Below are 21,683 nucleotides of genomic sequence, written 5' to 3'. Positions count from 1 at the left end.
AACCAGCGGGTCGCTGCCCCGCCGGTAGGCGCCGAGGCGGATCAGTTCGGCCATGTCCTCGTAGGTGGCCAGCAGTTGGCGGGCGCGGTTGACGAAGGAGTTCTCCTCTTTCGAGTTGCAGGCGGGCATGGTCCTGGAGATGGAGCGCAGGATATTGACCGCCGGATAGCGGCCCCTTTCGGCGATGGCCCGATCCAGCACCACATGGCCGTCGAGGATGCCGCGCACGGCGTCGGCCACCGGCTCGTTGTGGTCGTCGCCTTCGACCAGCACGGTGAACAGGCCGGTGATCGATCCCTGTCCCTCGGCGCCGGGTCCGGCGCGCTCCAGCAGCTTGGGCAGTTCGGCGAAAACGGAGGGCGTATAGCCCTTGGAAGCCGGCGGCTCGCCGGCGGAAAGGCTGATCTCACGCTGGGCCATGGCGAAGCGGGTGATGCTGTCCATCAGACACAAGACATCGCTGTTGCGGTCGCGGAAGTATTCGGCCACCGACATCGTCACATAGGCGGCCTGGCGACGCATCAGGGGCGGCTGATCGGAGGTGGCGACGATGACGATGCTGCGGGCCATGCCCTCCTCGCCCAGGTCGTCCTCGATGAATTCACGGGCCTCGCGTCCGCGTTCGCCGATCAGGCCGATGACGCTGACCTCGGCGTCGGTGTGACGCGCCATCATCGACAGCAGCGTCGATTTGCCGATTCCCGAGCCTGAGAAAATGCCCATGCGCTGGCCCCGGCAGCAGGTGAGGAAGGTATTCATCGACCGCGTCCCCAGATCGATTTTGCCGCCGACGCGCTTGCGGGAATGGGCCGGCGGCGGCTTGTTATGTATGGGGTAGGGGACAACGCCCGAGATCAGCGGGCCTTTGCCGTCCACAGGCTCGCCGAAGGCGTTGATAACGCGGCCCAGCCAGCTTGCGTCTGGATAGATGACCGGCGAGACGGCGCTGACCTCGACGCGGCAGCCGAGGCCGATGCCGTCCAGCGTGCCGAAGGGCATCGCCAGCGCGCGGGAGGGGCGAAAGCCCACCACCTCGCACAGCACGGAGCGCTTGTCGCGGGCGATGATGCGGCAGTGATCGCCGATGGACAGCGCCCCCTCGACGCCTTCGATCTCCACCAAAAGGCCGATGATGGCGCTGACCCTGCCGAAAACATTGTAATCCGGCAGGCGGTCCACTTCGTTGACGATATTGCCGGCAAAAAGGCTCAAGACTTGACAGACCTTATTTCAAAGACGGGAAATCTCTGTAAGGATATAGACATGACCAGTATGATGCAGGAGTCTTTAATCTTGGTTAAAAGAGTTTTGACCTTATGTTGAGCGATAATGACGGCGGCGGCGGGAAGCTCTTTATCCTGACCATTTCATGTCCCGACACCGTCGGCATCGTCGCCGCCGTGTCCGAGTTTCTGGCGGTGAACGACGCCTTTATCACCGAGTCGTCTCACTTCGGCGATTGTGACAGCAAGCGGTTTTTCATGCGCACGGTTTACCGTCCCGGCGCCTTCAGCCCTTCCGTCGGCGAGATGGCCAAGGCTTTCTCCAGGATCGCCGGGCGGTTCCAGATGATCTGGGGCATTCACGACGCCGGACGCAAGGCGCGGGTGCTGATCATGGTCTCCAGGTTCGACCATTGCCTTAACGATCTGTTGTATCGTTACCGCACCGGCGAGTTAAAGATCGATATCCCGGCCATCGTCTCCAACCATCCCGATCTGGCCGACCTTGCCCGATGGCACGGGGTTCCCTTTCACCATCTGCCGGTGACGGCGGAAACCCAGGACGAGCAGGAAACAGAGGCGCTGCGCCTGATTGACAGCCTGGATATTGATCTGGTGGTGCTGGCCCGCTACATGCAGGTGCTTTCAAAGCGGATGTGCGACAAGCTGCGCGGACGCTGCATTAATATCCATCACTCGTTCCTGCCCGGCTTCAAGGGAGGCAAGCCCTACCATCAGGCCCACGCGCGTGGCGTCAAGCTGATCGGCGCGACGGCCCACTATGTCACTCCCGATCTGGATGAGGGGCCGATTATCGAGCAGGCGGTGGAGCCGGTGGATCATACCTATTCGCCCGATGATCTTGTCGCCGTCGGCCGCGACATCGAAAATCTGGTGCTGGCCCGCGCCGTGCGCAAGCATGTAGAACACCGGGTGTTGATCAACGGCTGCAAATGCGTGGTTTTACGTTGATTTTTTGTGAAAACCGCAATTGCATAAATAAAAGAAGTGCTTATATTACCTGAATCTCCCCCTTCCCGAATGTCAGAGGATAAAAATGGTTAAGAAAATGCGCCGTAGAGGATACACGGTCTTGAGAGACGGGCCTCGCGCCGTTGATATTCATGTGGGCCGCCGGGTCAAGGAACGTCGCGTTCTGCTCGGATTGAGCCAGGATGATCTCGGCAAGCTTCTCGGCCTGACTTTTCAGCAGGTGCAGAAATACGAAAAAGGCTGGAACAGAATCTCGGCGAGCAAGCTGTGGGAACTCACCTCCATTCTCGGCGTTCCCGTTTCGTGGTTTTTCGACGGCATCGATGAAAAAGGCCAAACCGAGGACAAGTCGATAGTCAAGCGTGAAACCCTGCAACTCGTCCGCTATTTCGACGCTTGCCCCAAGGCGACCCAGGAAAGCCTGGTAGGTTTGTTCCGCTCCGTTGCCGGACAGTAGGGTCGACGGCCATTGATATTGACCGGTGACGGCCCCCGCGCTTTCCCCTCCTTACCAAGGAGGGGAGGTTGCTCGCTACCCCCTCTAACTCCCCCTTGAAGTAAGGGGGAGGATTTTTCAGGGTTATTTTTTACGGCTGCCGGCATTAAGCGCCGATTTTATTCTTGCGCTGATTTCAGCCATATCTTCGGCGCCGTAGGGTTTCGGCGGAAGCTTTCCCCAAACCGGTCCCGGCCAAGCGGCGTCGTTCCTGAAACGCGCCACCACATGGACATGAAGCTGCTCGACCACGTTGCCCAGCGCGGCGACATTGATCTTGGCAGGGGCGAAGGCCTTTTCCAGGGCGCGGGAAGCGCGGCTGATTTCCTCCATCAGCGTTGATTGTTCCGTCGGAGTCAGGTCGTGAAGCTCGCGAAGGCCGGAACGCCGGGGAACCAGAATCAGCCATGGATAGCGGCTGTCGTTCATCAGCAGCGCCAGACAAAGCGGCCGGCGCTCCAGCTCTACTGTATCGGCGGCAAGGGTTTCGTTAAGGACAAACATGGGAGCCAAACTAACAGAAAGCGCCCCTATTTGCATAAAATTTTATGTAAATTTATCATTACTTTGCATGTATTTTATAATATTGACGCAATTCAATAAATATAGTAATATTTATAATATCGGATGTGGAGGAATTGGTCATGGATAAAGTAAAATACGGAGTTCGTTTCTGCACCAGGCGTCCCGCCGAGCAACTGGAGGCGTGGTTGCGGAGGAACTGTCTTAAATCCTGGGACATCAAGCTTTCAGGAATGGTCGAGGACAGAGCGGGAAACTTGATGAAACAGTTGACCGTTTACTTTGATATTGAGCGTGATCGCAAAGTATTCGAGACCTGTTATTTCGCCCATTGATGCGGGCAGGGTATTGTCGGTTGGCGAGGATTTGGTCATGAAAGTTCAAAATAACCGGATGGATGTTTCGTTGTTAAAGCGCCTGATGGGCGACGTTCGCGGCGTATCGGCGATTGAGTATGTGGTGATTATCTGCTTCACCGCCGCCATGCCTCTTCTCGCCTGGCAATACATGGGCGGAAACCTCAGCGATACGTTTGAAAGCGTCTCCTGTTACGTTACCGGTTCTTCCGGCTGTTCCGGCAACGGCGACGATGACGGCGACAGCAACGTCGATGTCGCCGAATCCGACGAAGGCGATGATGACGCCGAGGTCGAATCCGCCTCCAACGGCGACGATGAGGATGACTCCGACGACGACGATGATGAAGATCATCTCTCTTAGGGCAGGATGGCGGCCCTTGCGCTTTCCCCTCCTTGCCAAGGAGGGGCCGGGGGAGGTTGCCGCCGATACCCCCTCTAACTCCCCTTTGAAGCAAGGGTGAGGATTTTTCCCGGCATTAATTCTTAGCGTTTGCAAGTCGCGCCGGGGCGTTTATAGTCGCGCCCGGCGTATTATTTCTCAGGAGTTTTTTTTATGTTTGTCTCACCGGCTTTTGCGCAGGCGGCGGGGGCGTCCGGTCCCAGCGGTTTTGAGTCAATGATTCCGTTGCTCCTGATCTTTGTTGTTTTCTATTTTCTGCTTATCCGTCCCCAGCAGAAGAAGCAGAAGGATCACAAGGCGCAACTCGACGCCATCCGTCGCGGTGACAGGGTGGTTACCGGCGGCGGCATTATCGGCGTCGTCAGAAAGGTGATTGATGACGGCGAGTTGCAGGTTGAAATCGCCGACGGGGTGCGCGTGCGCGTGCGCCGTGAGATGGTTTCTTCCATACTCGCCAAGACCGAGCCGGTGAAAGAGACCAAAGAAACCAAAGGGTCGAAAAAAACCGCTTCCGCCAAGACCGGGGAAAAGGCGGATTCCAATGAGGATAAAGCCGCCGCCGCCGAGGATGAGGGCGCCGGCGAAGAACAGGGAGACTCAAGCCCCAAGAGCCTGTTCGGGGACAAGAGCAAGTAGCGGCCCGGATCATGGTTTATTTTGCCAAATGGAAAGTTATCGCCATCCTTGCCGTGTGCGCGCTGGGCCTGTTGTTTATCGCCCCTAATTTTCTGACCGCCAAGCAAGCCGAGGCCCTGCCCGATTGGCTGCCTCACCAACAAATCAGCCTCGGCCTTGATCTTCAGGGCGGCTCTCACCTGCTTCTTGAGGTGCAGGTGGAGGCGGTATTCAAGGAGCGGATGGAGGCGCTGGTCGATTCCGTGCGCACCGAGCTGCGCAAGGCGCGTATTCTTTACAGCGGTCTCGGCATTGACGGTTCCGCCGTAGTTTTTACCATCAAGGAAGCCGACCGCGCCGACGAGGCGCTGGGGCTGGTGAAAAAACTGGACGCCGACACCGTTTCCGAGACCGGCAAGGGCGGGCTGGTCAGGCTGACGATGACCGAAACGGCGATCCGCGACCGGGCCGCCGCCGCCGTTGATCAGTCGATCGAGATCGTTCGCCGCCGCATCGACGAAACCGGCGTGCGCGAACCCACCATCCAGCGTCAGGGCGAGGGACGCATTCTGGTGCAGCTTCCCGGCATCGACGACCCCGAGCGCATCAAGCGCCTGCTCGGCAAGACCGCCAAGATGACCTTTCGTTTGGTTGATGAAGGGAATACGGTGGCCGAGGCCGAGGCCGGAAGGATTCCGCCCGGATCCGCGCTGTTGCCTTCCGCCGATGAGACGGTAGCCGGCGGACGGCCGTTAAAATACCTGATCCAGAAGCGGGTAATGGTCAGCGGCGATACCCTGATTGATTCCCAGCCGTCCTTTGATACCCGCTCCAACGAGCCGGTTGTAACCTTTCGTTTTGATTCCATCGGCGCCAAAAGCTTCGGCGAAGCCACCAGAAAAAACGTCAACAAGCGCTTTGCCATCGTGCTTGACGACAAGGTCATCAGCGCCCCGGTGATCCGCGAGCCGATTCTCGGCGGCAACGGCCAGATCAGCGGCAACTTCACCGTTCAGACGGCCAAGGACCTGGCGCTTCTGCTGCGCGCCGGCGCTCTTCCGGCGCCGCTGATCATCATTGAGGAACGCTCCGTCGGTCCCGGCCTGGGCGCCGATTCGATAGCCGCCGGCAAGATGGCCAGCATCATCAGCATGGTGCTGGTGGTAGCCTTTATGGTTGTCGCTTACGGCAGCTTCGGGGTGGTGGCCGACATCGCCATGATGGTCAACATCATCCTGATATTCGCCGCCCTGTCGGTGCTTCAGGCGACGTTGACCTTGCCCGGCGTCGCCGGCATCGTCCTCACCATCGGCATGTCGGTGGACGCCAACGTGCTGGTGTTCGAGCGCATACGCGAGGAAGTGCGCGCCGGACGGACGCCGATTTCGGCTATCGACCTCGGCTTTTCGCGGGCCTACGGCACCATCATCGATTCCAACCTGACCACCCTGGTCGCCGCCGCCGCCCTTTACATTTTCGGTTCGGGGCCGGTTCGCGGCTTCGCGGTGACGCTGACGATCGGCATCGTGTTCTCAATGTTCACCGCCGTCACGTTGACCAGATTGATGATGGTAACGTGGTTGGGACGCGCCCGTCCGCGTGAACTTATTATTTAGAGAGAAGTAATTATGCGCGGAATCCGGTTCGTTCCCAGCGATGTCAACGTCGCCTTTATCAGCAAGCGAAAATGGCTTTTTGCTTTTTCCCTGTTTCTGACCATCGGCGCGATGGGGATGTTTGCCTTCAAGAGCATCAACTACGGCATCGACTTTACGGGCGGCGTCCTGATTGAAATGCGCACCCCTGAATCCGCCGATATCGTTGACCTGCGCGGCAAGCTGTCGGAATTGGGCCTCGGCGAAGTATCGCTCCAGGGTTTCGGCGCTCCTAATGACGTGATGATCCGCCTGCAAAAGCAGGAAGGCGGCGAGAGGGCGCAGCAGGCGGCAATAGACAAGGTGAAGGAGGCGCTCGGCGCCGGCATCGAGTACCGGCGCATCGAGGTGGTGGGGCCGTTGGTCAGCAAGGACCTTTTCTGGGGCGGCGTCTGGGCCGTGGCGCTGGCTAACCTCGCTATCCTTGCCTATGTGTGGTTTCGTTTCGAGTGGCAATTCGGCGTCTGCGCCATCATCTCGCTTCTCCATGACGTGCTCGCCACCATCGGCCTGTTTTCCCTGTTGTGGCTGGAGTTCAATCTGACGTCTATTGCCGCCATTCTCACCATCACCGGCTATTCCATCAACGACACGGTGGTGGTATTTGACCGGGTTCGCGAGAACATGCGCAAGTACAAGACCATGCCGTTGCCGGAACTGCTCAACCGCTCCATCAATGAAACCTTGTCGCGCACTATGATAACCGGGGTGACGACGCTGCTGGCGTTGCTTTCACTGATAGTCTTCGGCGGCGAGGTGATCAGCAGTTTCAGCATCGCCATGTTCTGGGGCGTCGTTATCGGCACCTATTCGTCGGTTTACATCGCGGTGCCGCTGCTTTTGTACATGAATTTGCGCCACGGCGCCGCTAAAAATGAGCAAAAACAGAAAGAGGCGGCGATTGAACAAACGCCGTAAATCTCCATTACTCTCGACATCACCCCCCTCATCCCCGCCGGTCGCCGACTGATCAACAGCTACGGCGGCGGCGGCTTCAAGGTGGCCGGCGTCGCCCATGTCGGCTCGATCATCGTTTTCCCCGAACGCGCCGTCCCTTGGCCGATAAGCGGGGCCGACGACATCACCGTTAAATCCTTGCAGGAAGCGGTAAACGGCGGCTGCCGAATCCTGCTCATCGGCTGCGGTCCCCGGTTTTTGCCTCCTCCCGGCGCCTTAAGGCGCGAGTTGAAAGAGCAGGGCATAATCCTTGAGTGGATGGATACCGGCGCCGCTTGCCGAACTTTCAACGTCCTGCTGGCCGAGGACCGCAACATGGCGGCGGCGCTGGTGGCGGTGGAGTAATACCGGCGGCCTTCCCGCACTTTCCCCTCCTTACCAAGGAGGGGAGGTTGCCGCCTATACCGTTTTATGAATCACAGAGGCTCAGAGGCACAGAGGAGGATAGAGAAAATAAAGAAAAAGCAGAAAGAAAACTTCGTTTGATCCTCTCTGCGTCTCTGTGCCTCTGTGTCAAAACACACAGGCCGATAATTCTATCTTCGATGCCCCCCTAACTCCCCCTTCAAAAGGGGGAAACGGCGAGGCGCGGCCTAATGCCGCCAGAAGTCGCGCAACAGCAGGACGTAGATGCTGCTTAGTTCGAGTCGTCCGAGCAGCATGGATAATATCAAAATCCATTTGGCGGCGTCGGTCAGCGGTTCAAAATTTCCCACAGGGCCGACAATGGGGCCAAGCCCGATCCCGGCGCCGGCCATGGCCATGGCCACGGAACTGGCGCTGGACAAAGGGTCCAGCCCGGTAGCCATGAGCAATACCGACATAACCGCCAGCGTGCTTATGTACATGAAAAGAAAATTCCGCACCGAAGACGTCATTTCACTGTCCACGATTCGCAAACCATAGTGCAGAACCAGAACCCGATGTTGCGACAGCATTCTGAGTAATTGCAGCCGCATTGATCCGAAAAGAATCTGCCAGCGGAAAATCTTGACGGCGCCGGCCGTCGATCCGGCGCAGCCGCCGATAAGCAGGGATATGAAAAAAATACCCTGGGCGAAGCTGCCCCAGGCGCTGTAGTCGGTGGTGGAGAATCCGGTATCGGTGAGAATGGAGGTGAGGTTGAATGTCGATTGGCGCAGCGCCGTCAGGAACGGCGCCTTGTTGGCCAGAACCTGCCAGAACGTCAGGATGCTGATGAGAGTTACCCAGATTATAAGAAATACCTTGATCTGCGGGTCCATGGCCGGGGCATGTTTCCATTGCAATGCAAGGCGGGCGTAAAACACCAGCGGAAGCGAGCCGGCGACCATGAAGAAGACGATCACCAGTTCTATGGGCAGGGATTTGAAATAACCGATAGAGGCGTCCTTGGTCGAAAAGCCGCCGGTGGCGACGGTGGCCATGGCGTGGTTCACCGCGTCAAATCCCGTCATTCCGGCAATGTACAACGCGGCGGTGCAGAGCATCGTAAGCGCCAGATAGACGATCACCGTAACGATGGCGATCTGGTAGACTTTGGGCATGGCCTTGTCGGAGATGTCTGAAGACTCGGTGCGGAACAATTGCATGCCGCCGATGCGCAACATGGGCAGCATGATTATAGCCGTCAAAACGATGCCGGCGCCGCCGATCCAATGCAGCAGCGAGCGCCACAGCAACAGGCCGGGAGCCATGGCGTCAAGACCGCTCAGCACCGTGGCGCCGGTGGTGGTCAGGCCCGACATGGTTTCAAAAAAGGCGTTGGTCAGGCTAAGGTTCAGGCTGGAAAACCAGAGAGGCAAGGCGCCGAACGCGCACACCGCAAGCCAACTCAGCACCGTAATCAGGTAGCCTGATCGTTGGGTGAGATGACGGTCTACGCCTCGGAAAGACAACGCCAGGATGCTTCCGAAGAAAAAGGTCGCCATTGCGGACTGCACAAAAACCAGCCAATCAGGATTGTTATCCATGGCGTCCACGGCGCCGGGAATCAGCATGACCACGCCGAGGATTTGAAGCAGAATGCCGACCACGAACAGAACGGATTGCAGATTCAGCGCATCGGTGTTGATATTCAATAGGCGCTCCCCGAATAAACCGTGCCGATACTAACGTCATAGTCATGTACCGGCAAGGCGGCGCTCCGGCGAAGGACTTCCTGTTTTTTTGAAGGAATATAAATAATTGTTAACCAATTTTCAGCAACATGCGTCTATAAGCCTTGATTATGGAATGGTTTTGCGCTGCTGTATGAAGGGGCCGGCTGTTATGCAGGGAAATATGGGTGATTCGAGATTTATCAAGGGGTTGAGCAGGTCCATCGGCCTGTTTTTGGCGTTCGTTGTCGTGCTGAACGGATGTTCGGATGTCCCCGACGCGGCTAATCCCGCCGAGTGGTACAAGAGCACCGTTGACCTCTTTTCCGGGGATAAACAGCCGACGCAAAAGGCCGAGGCGGCAGATGCGGATCAGGGAAAACTGGCGGCCGACAGGGACAAACCGGCCCCCGGCGCTGAAAAACCTTTTCCCAACTTGTCCTCGGTTCCGCAAGGGTTGGGCGGAGATCGCCAAAAACGCAAGTATTCTTCCGAGGCTTTACCGCGTCAGGGCGCCCCGTCAGAGGTTCTCGGCTCCGAGCCTGCCGCGCCGCCGCCGCCGCCGGCAATATCGGACGTTTCCGACGCTTCGTCGCCCAAGTTTGAACCTGCGCCGTCCATGGTTGCTCCCAAACTGAAGCCGCCCTCCGCCCTCGCGCCGGGGCAGGCCGAGCAGGCGCCGCCGTCGGGCGGCGGCCTCCATGAGACATATATGGCCCGTTTGTCCCAGCGTCTTCCGATTGCGGGCGGACTGGGCGATGCCGCCGTCGAGGCTCCGGATCAGAATGACGGCGCTTTCCCGTTGTCGGCTCCGGAGACGGAATCAACAGTGGTCATTTCCTCTTCCGGCGTTGATGCGGGAGGCGCCGCGCCTTCAGCAGAGCCGGTTAAACCCCTGGTGATGCTGAAACAGCCCAAACAAATTGAAGACGAGGCGTCTTCCGGCGTTGTCTCATCGGAAGACGGCGCGGCCCCGTTGTCGGAAGGCTTGCCGTCGTCTTCCGGGGCGGCGTTGCCCACGGGGGCGGTCAAGATCGCCACCATATTATTTGACAACGGCTCAAACGAACTGAAAAATCAGGCGCAGAGCGTACTCGGCAAGGTATTCCAAATCTATCGTCAGGAAGGCGGCAGAGTTCGCATAATCGGTCACTCCAGCAGCCGCACCCGCAATATGGATCAGGTCAAGCACAAGATGATTAACTATCAGCTCTCGGCCGGCCGCGCCGACGCCGTGGCTCGTGAACTGATCCGCCTTGGGGTGCCGGCTGATAGTGTTTTCGTTGACGCCAGAGCTGACGCCGATCCGATGTATTATGAGATCATGCCTTCGGGAGAGGCCGGCAACCGCCGCGCCGAGGTCTATTTCGAGCGTTAATATCTCCCTCGGTTTCGGGAAATAACCGCCGGAGCAAGCCCTGTCGGCATCCGCCTGTTTTCGGTGTTTGGGACTTAAAAGTTATGGATCAGGAATTCCATCGTATACGGCGTCTGCCGCCCTATGTGTTCGCCGAGGTTAACGCTATGAAGGCGCGCGCCCGCGCCGACGGCGCCGACATCATCGACTTCGGCATGGGTAATCCGGATTCGCCTACGCCGTCTCATATCGTCGATAAGCTGATAGAGACGGTTCAGAACCCGCGCACCCATCGTTACTCCGCTTCGCGGGGGATTCCCGGCTTGCGCAAGGCTATCTGCGGTTATTACGAGCGCCGCTTCGGGGTCGAGATGAATCCCGACGGCGAGGCCATCGTCACCCTGGGTTCCAAGGAGGGGCTTGCTAATCTGGCCTCAGCCGTTTGCAGCCCCGGCGATGTCATTCTTGTGCCCAATCCCAGCTACCCCATTCACCAGTTCGGCTACATCATAGCCGGGGCCGTGGTCCGCAATATTCCGGTGACTCCGGATGCCGTCTTTCTGGAGGCGCTGAAGCGCGCCGTTCAGCACAGCGTGCCCAAGCCGACCGTTCTGGTCCTCAATTATCCCAACAATCCGACCTGCGAGACGGCGAGTCTGGATTTTTATGGTCAGGTGGTGGATTTCTGCCGCTACCACGACATATTTATCCTTTCCGATATCGCCTATTCGGAAATCTATTTTTCCGATCCGCCGCCGTCGATCATGCAGATTCCCGGCGCCAAGGACGTCGCCATCGAGTTCACCTCAATGAGCAAGACATATTCCATGCCGGGTTGGCGCATCGGCTTCGCCGCCGGCAACAGGAAGTTGATCGGCGCTCTTACCCGCATCAAGTCGTACCTTGATTACGGGGCGTTCACGCCTATTCAGGTGGCCGCCGCCGCCGCTCTCAACGGACCCCAGGACTGCGTAGACGAAGTCCGCGCCCTCTACAAGGACCGCCGCGACGTGCTGATCGACGGTCTGGCTGAAGCCGGGTGGAATGTGCCGAGGCCCGACGCCACCATGTTCGCCTGGGCGCCCATCCCGCCCGCCTTTGCTCATCTGGGATCGGTTGAGTTTTCCAAGCTGCTGTTGCGCGAGGCCGAGGTGGCGGTGGCGCCCGGCATCGGATTCGGCGAGCACGGCGACGGCCATGTCCGCTTCGCCATGGTCGAAAATATCCAGCGCACGCGCCAGGCGCTTCGCAACATCAAATCGTTTTTCGGCAATTACGGCAAGGCCATTGAGGATATTGAAAAGAAGGCGGCGTCTTCCCATGAGCGCCCCTAAGACATCTCCATTAAGGGTCGCCATCGCCGGTTTGGGAACGATCGGGGGCGGTGTTTTCAAACTGCTCGCCGAGCAATCCGCTCTCCTTGAGCGCCGTTGCGGACGGGCGATCCTGGTGGTCGCCGTCGCCGACAAGGACAGCAGTAAAAAACAACAATTCGCCGGCGACGGGGTTGTTTGGCATGACGACGCCCTGCTTATGGCCGCCGCCGACGGCATTGACGTGGTGATCGAACTGATCGGCGGCTCTCACGGCATCGCCAAGACCCTTTGCGAGACCGCCATTGCCCACGGCAAGCATGTGGTCACCGCCAACAAGGCGCTGATCGCCCATCACGGAACGGCGCTGGCGCTGGCCGCCGAGAAAGCCGGCGTCACCCTGGCCTACGAGGCGGCGGTGGCCGGCGGCATCCCCATCATCAAGGCGCTGCGCGAAGGACTCGCCGCCAACAATTTCCGCCGCGTCTACGGCATTCTCAACGGCACCTGCAACTATATCCTTACCGCCATGCGCGAAAGCGGCCGCGAATTCGACGTGGTTCTCAAGGAGGCCCAGGAACTCGGCTACGCCGAGGCCGATCCGAGTTTCGATATTGACGGAATCGATACCGCCCACAAGATAGCCATTCTGGCCGGCGTCGCCTTCGGCACGCAGGTGAATTTCAACGCCGTGTACACCGAGGGCATCCGTCGCATCTCGCCGCTGGATATCGGGTACGCTGCGGAACTCGGCTATCGGATTAAACTTCTCGGCATCGCCGGAGTGACCGAGAACGGCATCGAGCAGCGGGTTCATCCCTGCATGGTGCCGCTGGCCGCTCCCATTGCTCATATCGAGGGCGTCTTTAACGCCGTCGTCGTCGAAGGCGATTTCATCGACACCACCATGTTCGAGGGCCGGGGCGCCGGCGCCGGGCCGACGTCCTCGGCGGTGGCGGCCGATCTGATCGATATAGCGCGCGGATGCAGCACGCCGACATTCTCGTTGCCGGCCAAGGAGTTGAAACCTCTGAACGCCGCTCCCATCGAGCTTCACAGGGGCGCTTATTATGTTCGCCTGATGGTCCTGGACCGTCCCGGCGTGTTCGCCGACATAGCGGCGGTGCTGCGCGACAACAACATTTCCATGGAAGCCGTATTGCAGCGGAGTCGCGCTCCCGGCGAGGCGGTGCCTGTGGTGATGACCCTGCACGAGGCCGGAGAATCGGCGATTATGCGCATGATGGAAGAAATCAACGGAAATGAGGCTATAGTGGAACCGGCGTTGATGATCAGGATCGTATCATTTTAGGAGGCGCCGGCCATGCCGGAACTGACTGTTTGCGGTCGTAATCTTGCCATGGACGCGGTGCGCGTCACCGAGACGGCGGCTCGCGCCGCCACCTTGTTCATGGGGCGCGGCGACGAGAGGGCGGCCGACCGGGCGGCGGTCAACGCCATGCACGAGGCCCTGGACAGCCTGGATATCGACGGCGTCATTCGCATCGGCGAGAGCGCGGGAAACGAGGACGCTCAATTAGTCGTCGGCGGCAGGGTGGGCAACGGCAACGGCCCCAAGGTGGATGTCGCCCTGATGCCCCTGGAGGGGCCGACCATCATCGCCAAGGGAGAACCCAACGGCCTTTCGGTCATCGCCATGACCGAGACGGGCGGTTTTCTCGATATTCCGGACATCTATATGGACAAGATTGCAATCGGCGGCGGACTGCCCGCCGATATTATCGACCTGGACGAGGCCCCGGAAAAAAATCTCGGGGAATTGGCCAAGGCCAAGCGTGTGGATGTGCGCGAACTGGTCGTCTGCATTCTGGACAGGCCGCGCCACTCAAACCTGATCGCCAAGGTCCGCGCCGCCGGGGCGAGGATTATCCTGATCGCCGACGGCGACATCAGCGGCGTCATCGCCACCGCATGGCCGGCAAGCGGCATCGATATCTACATGGGCATCGGCGGCGCTCCCCAGGGCGTTCTTTCGGCGGCGGCCTTAAGCTGCGTCGGCGGCCGAATGCAGGGCCGCCTGGTGATTCGCGACGACGCCGACAGGAAGCGGGCGGCGCAAAGCGGCGTCAAGGAATTTGATCGTAAATACACTGTCGGCGACATGGCTTCCGGCGATGTCACCTTCGCCGCCACCGGCGTCACCAACGGCGCCATCCTTTCCGGCGTCCGCGTCCGTCACGGCTGCGCCGTAACCCGGTCAATGATCATCCGCTCAATGACCGGAACCCTGCGTTTCGTCGAGGCTCACCACAAATTCGGCCGGCATAAGGCGGATTGACGGAATCATGCAGTGTGCGCGATGCGCTTGACCTTGATCCGTTCAGCTTTCTTCATCGCCAGGGCGAGGTCGTAAGTCGCTTGTAGCCGATACCATGTGTCCGCGCCGCCGCCGAATGCCTTATCGAGGCGAATCGCCATCTCGGGCGATATCCCCGAACGGCAGTTGACGATATCCGACATTTGCTTGCGGCTGACGCCCAGCTTGCCGGCGGCCTCCGTCACGCTGAGACCCATCGGTTCCAGGCAGTCGTGGCGAACGGACAGACCCGGATGGGGTGGGTTTTTCATGGCCATGTCGGCTCCTCCTGATGATAGTCTATCATATCCACGCCGCAGGCATGGGCGCCGTCGAAGCGGAAGACAATGCGCAGGTTGCCCGAGACGCTGACCGCCCAGTATCCGGCAAGATATTTCCCGCAATTTAACCCCTCCTGACCTCCCCTTGGTAAGGGGAGGAACTTTTCTCCCCTCCTTATTAAGGAGGGGTTGGGGGAGGTCCTGCCTTATCGGATAGTTCGACCGCTGATCATACCGCCGAAACCTCATTCATGTTGAACGCTTTTTGTTGTCGGGTCTGTAAATATGTATAAACGTCGCCTGGATGTGTTTCAGGCGAGCAGAGGGCAAGAGGATGGGCGGCGGGGAGTATTTTCTGGGCGTTGCGCGTTCCCTGTCGGGAAAATGCTGGCGGCTGAGGGCGTGTGACGACCGGGCGGCGCTGGCCCTGGCCCAACGCCTGGGGGTTCCCGAGATCGTCGGCCGCGTGCTGTCGTCCCGCAATGTCGGCCTTGACGAAGCTGAGGACTTTCTCAATCCGACGCTGAAAAGGCTGCTGCCCGACCCCGCCCACCTCAAGGGAATGGACGTGGCCTGCGAGCGGTTGGCCGGCGCCGTCATGCGGGGGGAGCGCATCGCCATATACGGCGACTACGATGTTGACGGGGCGACTTCGGCGGCGCTGCTGATGCGTTATCTGAGCGCCCTCGGCGCCTGTCCGCAGGTCTATATCCCTGATCGTCTGCGCGAGGGCTACGGTCCCAATCGCGAGTCCCTGCTGGGCCTCAGGGAGGACAAGGTTTCTCTGGTGGTGATGGTCGATTGCGGCGTCACCGCCCATGCCCCGCTGAAGGCCGCCGCCGAGGCCGGCCTCGACGTTATCGTCGTCGATCACCACAAGGCGGAGCCGTTGTTGCCCGAGGCCGTAGCCGTGATCAATCCCAATCGGCTGGACGAAGACAGCCCTCATCGGCAAATGGCGGCGGTGGGCCTGACTTTCCTGCTGGTCGTCGGTCTCAACCGGACCTTGAGCGGCGCCGGCTGGTTCGCCGACCGCGCCAAACCCAATCCCATGGATTGGCTTGATCTGGTGGCGCTGGGAACGATCTGCGACGTGGCGCCGCTGACCGGCGTCAATCGCATGCTGGCGGCCCAGGGCCTGAAAGTGATGGGAAGGCGGGCAAATCCCGGCATCAAGGCCCTCGCCGACATCAGCGGCATCACCGAGCCGCCGGGAAGCTATCACGCCGGATTCATTCTGGGGCCGCGCATCAATGCCGCCGGCCGCATCGGCGATTCCTCCCTGGGGGCCAGATTGCTGTACAGCAATGATGAGCGGGAAGTAAAAGATATAGCCCGCCGCCTTGATGAACTCAACAGCAGGCGCCGCGACATCGAGGCCGATGTTCTTGATCAGGCGACAGAGCAGGGGAAAGAACAGGAGAAGACCGGCGCTCCCCTGATTCTGGTCGTCGGCGAGGGATGGCATCCGGGAGTTATCGGCATCGTCGCCGGTCGGCTGAAGGATCGCTTTAACCGGCCGGCCTGCGTCGTGGCGATTGATAAAAAAACGGGCGCCGGGTCCGGGCGATCAGTGCCGGGAGTTGATCTGGGAGCGGCGATTATCGCCGCCCATCAGGTGGGGTTGTTGATCAAGGGAGGAGGTCACGCCATGGCCGCCGGCTTCACCGTCGACATCGACCGTCTGGAGGAATTCCGGAGCTTTCTCAGCGGGCGCGTCGCCGACGGCATCGCCGAGGCCGAGTTTGTCCCCGGCCTTTGCCTCGACGCGGCGCTGACTACGGCGGGGGCTTCGCTGGAACTGGCTGCGGCGCTGGAACAGGTAGGGCCGTTCGGCCTTGGAAATCCTGAGCCTAAGTTCGTTATTCCCCGCGTCAGGCTTGCCAGCGTCGCCGTCGCCGGGGACAACCATCTGCGTTGCGTTCTGATCGGCGAGGACGGAGCGCGGTTGGAGGCTATCGCCTTCCGCTGTCTGGATACCGAACTCGGCGTCGCCCTCAGGCAGCATGACGGCGCGCCCTTTCATGTCGCCGGGCGGCTGCAAATCAATGCCTGGCAGGGCCGCTCCAAGGCGCAACTGATCATAGATGACGCCGCCCCGGCATGGTGATGCCCTCTACTTCCCGAGAATCTTCTCGACCCGGTTGGCGACATCAAGTCTTGCCGTTTTTGGAAAGTCGCCGCCGATCAGCGGACGGGCGTAATCAAGAAATTTCCCGGTGACGTCGTTGGCGGACGGCGAAATCATCGAATCATCCATCACCCTGGTCTTGCCGGCCACCTCGTTGAGGGGGGTGAGGCGGTATTCCACCGCGTAATCGCCGACCCGATGGATGGTCACCGAGCCGGCGGCGTGGCCCTGGTCGGCGTATTGAATGCCTTTGGCGCCGACTTCGCGGGCCTCCTTGCGGTCGATATCGGAGACGCAACCGAGGAACGAGCGTTGCAGGTAGCCGAAGGTGTCGCCGCGAACCCTTTTGATATCCGACCGGTTCTTGATGGCGGCGGTAAGCATATCGGCCAGCGCCCCGGTTCCGGAAAGCTGGACATTGCCGTGGGCGTCTTTTTCGACATCCCCGGACAGCGTGGTGATTATGGGCGCACCGCTTTGGTCGTGGATGCCCTCGGAAACGGCGATCACGCAACGCCCCAGGCGCTGGTAGACGGACTTGACGTCCGCGACAAAGGAAGCAATGTCGAAACTGCGCTCGGGAAGATAGATCAGGTGAGGGCCGTCGTTGTCGCCGCTTCTGGCCAAGGCCGCCGAAGCGGTGAGGAAGCCGGCGTGACGCCCCATCACCACGCCCACATAAACTCCGGGCAGGGCGGCGTTGTCCTTGTCGATGCCGGCGAAGGCGGCGGCGACGAAACGGGCGGCGGAAGGGAAGCCCGGCGTGTGATCGTTGATCATCAGGTCGTTGTCGATGGTTTTGGGAATGTGGATGCCGCGAAGGTCATAGTCGGCCTTGCCGGCCTCCTCGCCGAGGATGCGCAGCGCATCCGACGAATCGTTGCCGCCGATGTAAAGGAACGTGCCGATTTCATGGGCCTTCAGGACCTTGAAGATTTCGCGGCAATACTTGACGTCCGGCTTGTCGCGGGTGGAGCCTAACGCCGAACAGGGCGTGTCGGCGACGCTCTCAAGGTTGCGAACGGTTTCGCGCCCCAGGTCAAGGAAGTCCTCGTTGACGATGCCTCTGATGCCGTGAACGGCGCCGTAAATATGTTCAACGCCGGAAAGTTTCTTGGCCTCCACAACGGCGCCGACCAGCGATTGATTGATGACGGCGGTGGGACCGCCTCCTTGGGCGATAAGCACCTTTCCCTTAAGCATGAGGAAGCCTCCCTTGACTGTTCGCCTGTAATGTCCGGGTCCGATCCGCAAAAATCAAGGGCTACGTTGGAATCGGGGTCAACCATGCTCTTTGCTCCCGCATGATGAAGGCCCTATAAAGGAAGCCGGTCACTTACGAGAGTTTTTCATGCGTCAACCACGCAAGCATCCGGCTCATTCCGCCCTCAACTACAGGCCGCCGACGTACCTGAGGAACATCAGGATCGGGCTGAAATTCCTCGTCATTATGGCTGCGGCTTCCATTGTTTATGCGCTGTTCTGGGCGGGCATGGCCTATCAGTTCCGCGAAGCGGTTAACGGGTGGATGGAGATGCGCCGCGCCGAGGGTTATCAGGTCAAATACGAGAGCTTCCGCCTCAGCGGCTTCCCTCTGATTATCCGCATGGAGATGAAGGAAATCGCTTTCGCGGCAAAGGGCGATGCTCCCTCGTGGTCGTGGCGGGGCGACAAAGCCGTCGTCGAGGCCTCCCCCTGGAATCCGTGGAGGATGGCGGTAAGCATGCCGGGAGGGTACAGGCTTGATATCGCGCAAAAGAACGGGCCGGCGGCTTATGCCGGCGTTGTTGAAGAATTCACCGTCCGCTTCCCCACAGGCGGAGGATGGCCTCCGCAGGGGGAATTGACTGTTCGCAATTTGAGTCTATCCGACGCCGGAAGCGGGCGCGCCGCCGCAAGCCGCGTCGTCATGAAAATCGAAAGGACGGGGACCGGCAATGCCGATTATCGCACTCCTACCATTATCTTCAGATTCGAGGCCGAGGGAGTGAACGCTCCCGGCATTCTTTCCCTGCCGCTGGGGGGGAATATTTCCCTGCTGGCCGTGGAGGGCAGCGTTCTAGGCGCTATTCCGCCGGGGCCATGGCCGGAGGCGTTGGGCGTCTGGCGCGACGCCGGAGGAACGCTGGAAGTGAAGCGGCTTGACGCCGCGCTCGGTCCCCTGACTTTAAAGGCCGGCGGCGCCATGGCCCTGGACGCCATGGCCCAGCCCATCGGCGCTTTTACCGCCAAGGTGCAGGGCTTCTTCGAAACGGTTGAGGAGTTGCGCAAGGACGGCATCATCGGCGGCAAGGACGCCGTTACCGCCACGGCGGTGCTGGGGGCGATGGCCAGGAAGTCGAAAGACGGCGCCCCGACCACGCTGAACCTTTCCCTCACCATCCAGGATCGAAGAATTTACGCCGGACCGGTCGCTTTCGCCGAACTGCCCGCCATCCCCTGGGAGTAGACGTAGGCCTGCCGGATAATAAAGATGTTCCGGCGGCGTATTTATTTTTGTTACTATCGCCGAATGGAATTTTGCCGGATCATCGTTTTACTGTTTGTCGGCGCAGCCGCCGTCTGGCCTTTCCCGGTTCGGGGAGGGGATGTCGGCGATTCGCGCAGCCGGTTCATCGCCGGACAGTTTTTGGTGGCGTCGCCGGGCATGGCCGATCCGCGCTTTAAGGAGACCGTTATTTATATGATCGGCCATGACGCCAAGGGCGCCATGGGGTTGGTGATCAACCGTCCCTTCGGTTCAGGACGCCTGAGCAAAATGATGGAGGGATTCGGCATCAATACGAACGGCGTCGAAGCAGCCGGCGACGCGATCAGCCTGTACTACGGCGGCCCCGTTGAGCCGGGGCGCGGCTTTGTCCTGCACAGCGGCGATTACAGCGGGCCGGGCGTTTCCGCGATCAGCGATGAGGTGTCGTTAACGTCGCGCCTGGAAATTCTTGACGCTATCGCCAAAGGCGAAGGCCCCAGGCACAGCCTGGTCATTCTCGGCTATGCCGGATGGGGGGCCGGCCAGTTGGAACACGAAATGGCGCGGGATGACTGGACGACAGCCCCCGCCGACCTGGGCTTGATCTTCAGCGATGATCCGAAAAGCACATGGGAGCGGGTGACGAAACTGTCTGGCGTCGAGCTTTAGAAAATCATGGATGGGTTTGTAATCGATATTCTTACTAATTACAGCTATCTGCTGTATCCCATTACGCTTGTCTGGACCTTTATTGAGGGGGAAACCATCGTCATCATCGCCGGGGCGATCGGCTCCGAAGGCAGATTCCGCGTCAATGTCGAATTGCTGGCCTTGTCGGCGTTCACCGGCAGTTTTCTCGGCGACCAATTGTACTATTACATCGGCAGGAGATACGGGCCGCCCATTCTCAAGCGCTGGCATCATATCGGGCGAAAGACCGACTGGGCCTTCCGGCTGGTGGAAACCAACCCGGTAGTTTTTATTCTCTCGTTCAGATTTATCTACGGCATCCGCAACATCAGCCCGTTTGTCATCGGCATCGCCGGGGTGCCCCGCCTGAAATATTTTGTATTGAACTTTATCGCCGCCATGATTTGGGCGCACAGCTTCGCGTGGGGAGGTTACTTCATCGGAAGCGCGCTCAATGAATTTATCGGCGACAGCAAGTGGTGGTTTCTGGGGGGGTTCGTCCTTGTCGTCTGCGTCCTCGCCGTCATCTCCCGCTTCCGGCGTCGCAAAGAACCGGATTGAAACTATCCGGCGAAGCGATATGCCACATATCGAAAAATACAAAACTGACGATCCTGATTTCGATGAAACGCATGGGGTGCTACGCAATCTGCTCGACATTCTTGATCCGGCAGAACTTGAGCGACGCGAGAATGCGGCTCTAATCGCCGCATATGACCGTGCCGCCTTGAGTTATTCGGAAACGGACAGCTTCACCTGCGATAATGTGTGCAATCTGCATCGCCTGTTTCTAGGCGGCATTTTTAAGTGGGCGGGTGAATATCGACAGGTGGACGTCAGTTCTGATGATATTCGCTGGTGCCATGCACGCCATATTCATGCCGAAATGGGACGCTACGGCCAAAGACTTGCGCGGCTCACGCCCTTTCAGCCGTCGCTTTCCCGCAAAGAGTTGCTTTCAAGGCTTGCCGAGTTGCATGGCGAGTTGATTGTGATCCACCCTTTTCGTGACGGCAATGGCCGCACAGCCCGCTTGCTTGGCGATCTTCTCTTGATGCAGACTGAACGCCCGCCCATTCAATTCGGTACGTTTGACGATCAGAAAATTCGCCGCGAGTACCATGCGGCGATCCGTGACGTTTGGGCCAAGGCGGATTACCGGCGCCTTACTGCTCTGTTAGATCAGTTGATTTCGTAGGAGCGGCTTCGGCTTTGTTGCGGTCAAGCTCCCGTAATTCCTTGAGACAGGCATCACGCGCCTCACTCATGCCTTCCATTGAGGAACTGAATGCGACGGCCCTCAGCACGACGCGGCGGCGATCTTCGGGACTTAGGTTTTCATAATAGCGCATGTGAACCTTCATTCGGACGAGACCATTTTACCATAATCGCTGATGGAATAAACACTAAATTGTTTAAAGTATGAGCTTTGCACAAAGACCGACGATGCTAACCGTTCTTCGGTCGTTTGCGTTCTCCGCCGTGCCGGGCGGCGGCAGGATCAAGCCCCTGCACCAATTCGGCGGGATGAATACGCAGCGCCAGGGCCAAATCCACGATCAATGCAAGCGACGGGCTGGACCGGCCCCGTTCGATATCGCTCAAATAGGGAACGCTCATATCGGCGCGGAAGGCCAATTCCTCCTGGGTGAGACCCTTTGAGACCCTGACTTCGCGGAGAATGCGTCCGAATTGCCGACTGATGTCCATAACGGCAAAACAGTCCCTTGCCATTCGGTGAGCTGGTCCTGAAAAATCGGACAGGGTGTTAAGGTGTATTCCACCGGATAAAGGAGGAATACAAAATGACGACGAGACGACGGTTT

The 21,683-nt window shown here is 59.4% G+C and carries 23 protein-coding genes; 17 read left to right on the top strand and 6 right to left on the bottom strand.

Annotation, left to right across the window (positions count from 1 at the left end; all coding sequences use genetic code 11):
• A partial coding sequence (locus tag A3H92_09880) for a flagellum-specific ATP synthase FliI (GenBank protein ID OHC73864.1) occupies nucleotides 1-1,212 on the bottom strand: 1,212 nt, incomplete at its 3' end.
• Between the two features lie 104 nt (nucleotides 1,213-1,316).
• On the opposite strand from A3H92_09880, the gene A3H92_09875 reads away from it, so the two are divergent.
• Entirely contained in the window at nucleotides 1,317-2,195 is an 879-nt protein-coding gene (locus A3H92_09875) for a formyltetrahydrofolate deformylase (GenBank protein ID OHC73863.1), read from the top strand.
• 85 nt (nucleotides 2,196-2,280) lie between these two features.
• Nucleotides 2,281-2,673: a hypothetical protein gene (locus tag A3H92_09870; protein OHC73862.1), complete on the top strand. Its 393-nt coding sequence runs from the start codon at nucleotides 2,281-2,283 to the stop codon at nucleotides 2,671-2,673.
• Nucleotides 2,674-2,796: 123 nt separating this feature from the next.
• Here A3H92_09870 and A3H92_09865 read toward each other — a convergent pair whose 3' ends face one another.
• Nucleotides 2,797-3,216, bottom strand: a complete 420-nt coding sequence (locus A3H92_09865; GenBank protein ID OHC73861.1) for a diadenosine tetraphosphate hydrolase — start codon at nucleotides 3,214-3,216, stop codon at nucleotides 2,797-2,799.
• Between the two features lie 125 nt (nucleotides 3,217-3,341).
• Between A3H92_09865 and A3H92_09860 the strand changes: the two genes are divergently transcribed.
• The 6 genes from A3H92_09860 to A3H92_09835 all read left to right on the top strand — a co-directional run bounded on the left by A3H92_09860 (nucleotide 3,342) and on the right by A3H92_09835 (nucleotide 7,565).
• Nucleotides 3,342-3,569 carry a hypothetical protein gene (locus tag A3H92_09860; protein OHC73860.1) on the top strand — a complete coding sequence of 76 codons (228 nt, stop codon included), beginning with the start codon at nucleotides 3,342-3,344 and terminating at the stop codon, nucleotides 3,567-3,569.
• A gap of 13 nt (nucleotides 3,570-3,582) precedes the next feature.
• Nucleotides 3,583-3,954 carry a hypothetical protein gene (locus A3H92_09855; GenBank protein ID OHC73859.1) on the top strand — a complete coding sequence of 124 codons (372 nt, stop codon included), beginning with the start codon at nucleotides 3,583-3,585 and terminating at the stop codon, nucleotides 3,952-3,954.
• 192 nt (nucleotides 3,955-4,146) lie between these two features.
• Complete coding sequence (locus tag A3H92_09850; protein ID OHC73858.1) at nucleotides 4,147-4,629, top strand: preprotein translocase subunit YajC; 483 nt, start codon at nucleotides 4,147-4,149, stop codon at nucleotides 4,627-4,629.
• 11 nt (nucleotides 4,630-4,640) lie between these two features.
• Nucleotides 4,641-6,224, top strand: coding sequence for a protein-export membrane protein SecD (locus tag A3H92_09845; protein OHC73857.1), 1,584 nt, complete (start codon nucleotides 4,641-4,643; stop codon nucleotides 6,222-6,224).
• Nucleotides 6,225-6,236: 12 nt separating this feature from the next.
• Nucleotides 6,237-7,181, top strand: coding sequence for a protein-export membrane protein SecF (locus A3H92_09840; GenBank protein ID OHC73856.1), 945 nt, complete (start codon nucleotides 6,237-6,239; stop codon nucleotides 7,179-7,181).
• 6 nt (nucleotides 7,182-7,187) lie between these two features.
• Nucleotides 7,188-7,565 carry a hypothetical protein gene (locus A3H92_09835; protein OHC73855.1) on the top strand — a complete coding sequence of 126 codons (378 nt, stop codon included), beginning with the start codon at nucleotides 7,188-7,190 and terminating at the stop codon, nucleotides 7,563-7,565.
• A 248-nt stretch (nucleotides 7,566-7,813) separates the two neighbouring features.
• Here the strand turns inward: A3H92_09835 and A3H92_09830 are convergent, their stop codons facing one another.
• Entirely contained in the window at nucleotides 7,814-9,259 is a 1,446-nt protein-coding gene (locus tag A3H92_09830) for a hypothetical protein (GenBank protein ID OHC73868.1), read from the bottom strand.
• A gap of 211 nt (nucleotides 9,260-9,470) precedes the next feature.
• Here A3H92_09830 and A3H92_09825 point away from each other — a divergent pair, with 211 nt between their 5' ends.
• The 4 genes from A3H92_09825 (at nucleotide 9,471) to A3H92_09810 (ending at nucleotide 14,267) form a co-directional block, all read left to right on the top strand.
• Nucleotides 9,471-10,676 carry a hypothetical protein gene (locus tag A3H92_09825; protein OHC73854.1) on the top strand — a complete coding sequence of 402 codons (1,206 nt, stop codon included), beginning with the start codon at nucleotides 9,471-9,473 and terminating at the stop codon, nucleotides 10,674-10,676.
• Nucleotides 10,677-10,759: 83 nt separating this feature from the next.
• On the top strand, nucleotides 10,760-11,989 hold the full coding sequence (locus A3H92_09820) for an aminotransferase (protein ID OHC73853.1): 1,230 nt from the start codon (nucleotides 10,760-10,762) through the stop codon (nucleotides 11,987-11,989).
• Nucleotides 11,976-13,280: a homoserine dehydrogenase gene (locus tag A3H92_09815; GenBank protein OHC73852.1), complete on the top strand. Its 1,305-nt coding sequence runs from the start codon at nucleotides 11,976-11,978 to the stop codon at nucleotides 13,278-13,280. The genes A3H92_09820 and A3H92_09815 overlap by 14 nt, the downstream gene beginning before the upstream one ends.
• A 12-nt stretch (nucleotides 13,281-13,292) precedes the next feature.
• Nucleotides 13,293-14,267 (top strand): fructose-bisphosphatase, class II, encoded by a 975-nt coding sequence (locus tag A3H92_09810; protein OHC73851.1) that lies wholly within the window; start codon nucleotides 13,293-13,295, stop codon nucleotides 14,265-14,267.
• 5 nt (nucleotides 14,268-14,272) lie between these two features.
• Here A3H92_09810 and A3H92_09805 read toward each other — a convergent pair whose 3' ends face one another.
• Entirely contained in the window at nucleotides 14,273-14,563 is a 291-nt protein-coding gene (locus A3H92_09805; protein OHC73850.1) for an addiction module antidote protein, HigA family, read from the bottom strand.
• A gap of 337 nt (nucleotides 14,564-14,900) precedes the next feature.
• Here A3H92_09805 and A3H92_09800 point away from each other — a divergent pair, with 337 nt between their 5' ends.
• Nucleotides 14,901-16,676, top strand: coding sequence for a single-stranded-DNA-specific exonuclease RecJ (locus tag A3H92_09800; protein ID OHC73849.1), 1,776 nt, complete (start codon nucleotides 14,901-14,903; stop codon nucleotides 16,674-16,676).
• A 6-nt stretch (nucleotides 16,677-16,682) separates the two neighbouring features.
• On the opposite strand, the gene A3H92_09795 is transcribed toward A3H92_09800, so the two are convergent.
• Nucleotides 16,683-17,900, bottom strand: coding sequence for a 6-phosphofructokinase (locus A3H92_09795; GenBank protein OHC73848.1), 1,218 nt, complete (start codon nucleotides 17,898-17,900; stop codon nucleotides 16,683-16,685).
• A gap of 148 nt (nucleotides 17,901-18,048) precedes the next feature.
• Between A3H92_09795 and A3H92_09790 the strand changes: the two genes are divergently transcribed.
• The 4 genes from A3H92_09790 to A3H92_09775 all read left to right on the top strand — a co-directional run bounded on the left by A3H92_09790 (nucleotide 18,049) and on the right by A3H92_09775 (nucleotide 21,055).
• Nucleotides 18,049-19,146, top strand: a complete 1,098-nt coding sequence (locus tag A3H92_09790; GenBank protein ID OHC73847.1) for a hypothetical protein — start codon at nucleotides 18,049-18,051, stop codon at nucleotides 19,144-19,146.
• A 165-nt stretch (nucleotides 19,147-19,311) separates the two neighbouring features.
• Nucleotides 19,312-19,836, top strand: coding sequence for a hypothetical protein (locus A3H92_09785; protein ID OHC73867.1), 525 nt, complete (start codon nucleotides 19,312-19,314; stop codon nucleotides 19,834-19,836).
• A 21-nt stretch (nucleotides 19,837-19,857) separates the two neighbouring features.
• A complete protein-coding gene (locus A3H92_09780; protein OHC73866.1) occupies nucleotides 19,858-20,418 on the top strand; it encodes a hypothetical protein in 561 nt (186 codons plus the stop codon).
• Between the two features lie 19 nt (nucleotides 20,419-20,437).
• Entirely contained in the window at nucleotides 20,438-21,055 is a 618-nt protein-coding gene (locus A3H92_09775; GenBank protein ID OHC73846.1) for a hypothetical protein, read from the top strand.
• 251 nt (nucleotides 21,056-21,306) lie between these two features.
• Here the strand turns inward: A3H92_09775 and A3H92_09770 are convergent, their stop codons facing one another.
• Nucleotides 21,307-21,567, bottom strand: coding sequence for a hypothetical protein (locus A3H92_09770; GenBank protein OHC73865.1), 261 nt, complete (start codon nucleotides 21,565-21,567; stop codon nucleotides 21,307-21,309).
• Between the last annotated feature and the right edge of the window lie 116 nt (nucleotides 21,568-21,683).

It is taken from the genome of Rhodospirillales bacterium RIFCSPLOWO2_02_FULL_58_16 (assembly GCA_001830425.1).
In the GTDB taxonomy this organism is placed as follows: domain Bacteria; phylum Pseudomonadota; class Alphaproteobacteria; order Rhodospirillales; family 2-02-FULL-58-16; genus 2-02-FULL-58-16.
The sequence above is the reverse complement of the archived record's forward strand: the minus strand, read 5'-3'. Positions and strand labels throughout refer to the sequence as shown.

Excerpts from the sequence above, each read along its gene's own strand:
- A3H92_09875 (OHC73863.1), top strand. The coding sequence starts at position 1,317 with ATGTTGAGCGATAATGACGGCGGCGGCGGGAAGCTCTTTATCCTGACC.
- A3H92_09870 (OHC73862.1), top strand. The coding sequence starts at position 2,281 with ATGGTTAAGAAAATGCGCCGTAGAGGATACACGGTCTTGAGAGACGGG.
- A3H92_09865 (OHC73861.1), bottom strand. The coding sequence starts at position 3,216 with ATGTTTGTCCTTAACGAAACCCTTGCCGCCGATACAGTAGAGCTGGAG.
- A3H92_09850 (OHC73858.1), top strand. The coding sequence starts at position 4,147 with ATGTTTGTCTCACCGGCTTTTGCGCAGGCGGCGGGGGCGTCCGGTCCC.
- A3H92_09845 (OHC73857.1), top strand. The coding sequence starts at position 4,641 with ATGGTTTATTTTGCCAAATGGAAAGTTATCGCCATCCTTGCCGTGTGC.
- A3H92_09840 (OHC73856.1), top strand. The coding sequence starts at position 6,237 with ATGCGCGGAATCCGGTTCGTTCCCAGCGATGTCAACGTCGCCTTTATC.
- A3H92_09825 (OHC73854.1), top strand. The coding sequence starts at position 9,471 with ATGCAGGGAAATATGGGTGATTCGAGATTTATCAAGGGGTTGAGCAGG.
- A3H92_09820 (OHC73853.1), top strand. The coding sequence starts at position 10,760 with ATGGATCAGGAATTCCATCGTATACGGCGTCTGCCGCCCTATGTGTTC.
- A3H92_09815 (OHC73852.1), top strand. The coding sequence starts at position 11,976 with ATGAGCGCCCCTAAGACATCTCCATTAAGGGTCGCCATCGCCGGTTTG.
- A3H92_09810 (OHC73851.1), top strand. The coding sequence starts at position 13,293 with ATGCCGGAACTGACTGTTTGCGGTCGTAATCTTGCCATGGACGCGGTG.
- A3H92_09805 (OHC73850.1), bottom strand. The coding sequence starts at position 14,563 with ATGGCCATGAAAAACCCACCCCATCCGGGTCTGTCCGTTCGCCACGAC.
- A3H92_09800 (OHC73849.1), top strand. The coding sequence starts at position 14,901 with ATGGGCGGCGGGGAGTATTTTCTGGGCGTTGCGCGTTCCCTGTCGGGA.
- A3H92_09795 (OHC73848.1), bottom strand. The coding sequence starts at position 17,900 with ATGCTTAAGGGAAAGGTGCTTATCGCCCAAGGAGGCGGTCCCACCGCC.
- A3H92_09790 (OHC73847.1), top strand. The coding sequence starts at position 18,049 with ATGCGTCAACCACGCAAGCATCCGGCTCATTCCGCCCTCAACTACAGG.
- A3H92_09775 (OHC73846.1), top strand. The coding sequence starts at position 20,438 with ATGCCACATATCGAAAAATACAAAACTGACGATCCTGATTTCGATGAA.
- A3H92_09770 (OHC73865.1), bottom strand. The coding sequence starts at position 21,567 with ATGGACATCAGTCGGCAATTCGGACGCATTCTCCGCGAAGTCAGGGTC.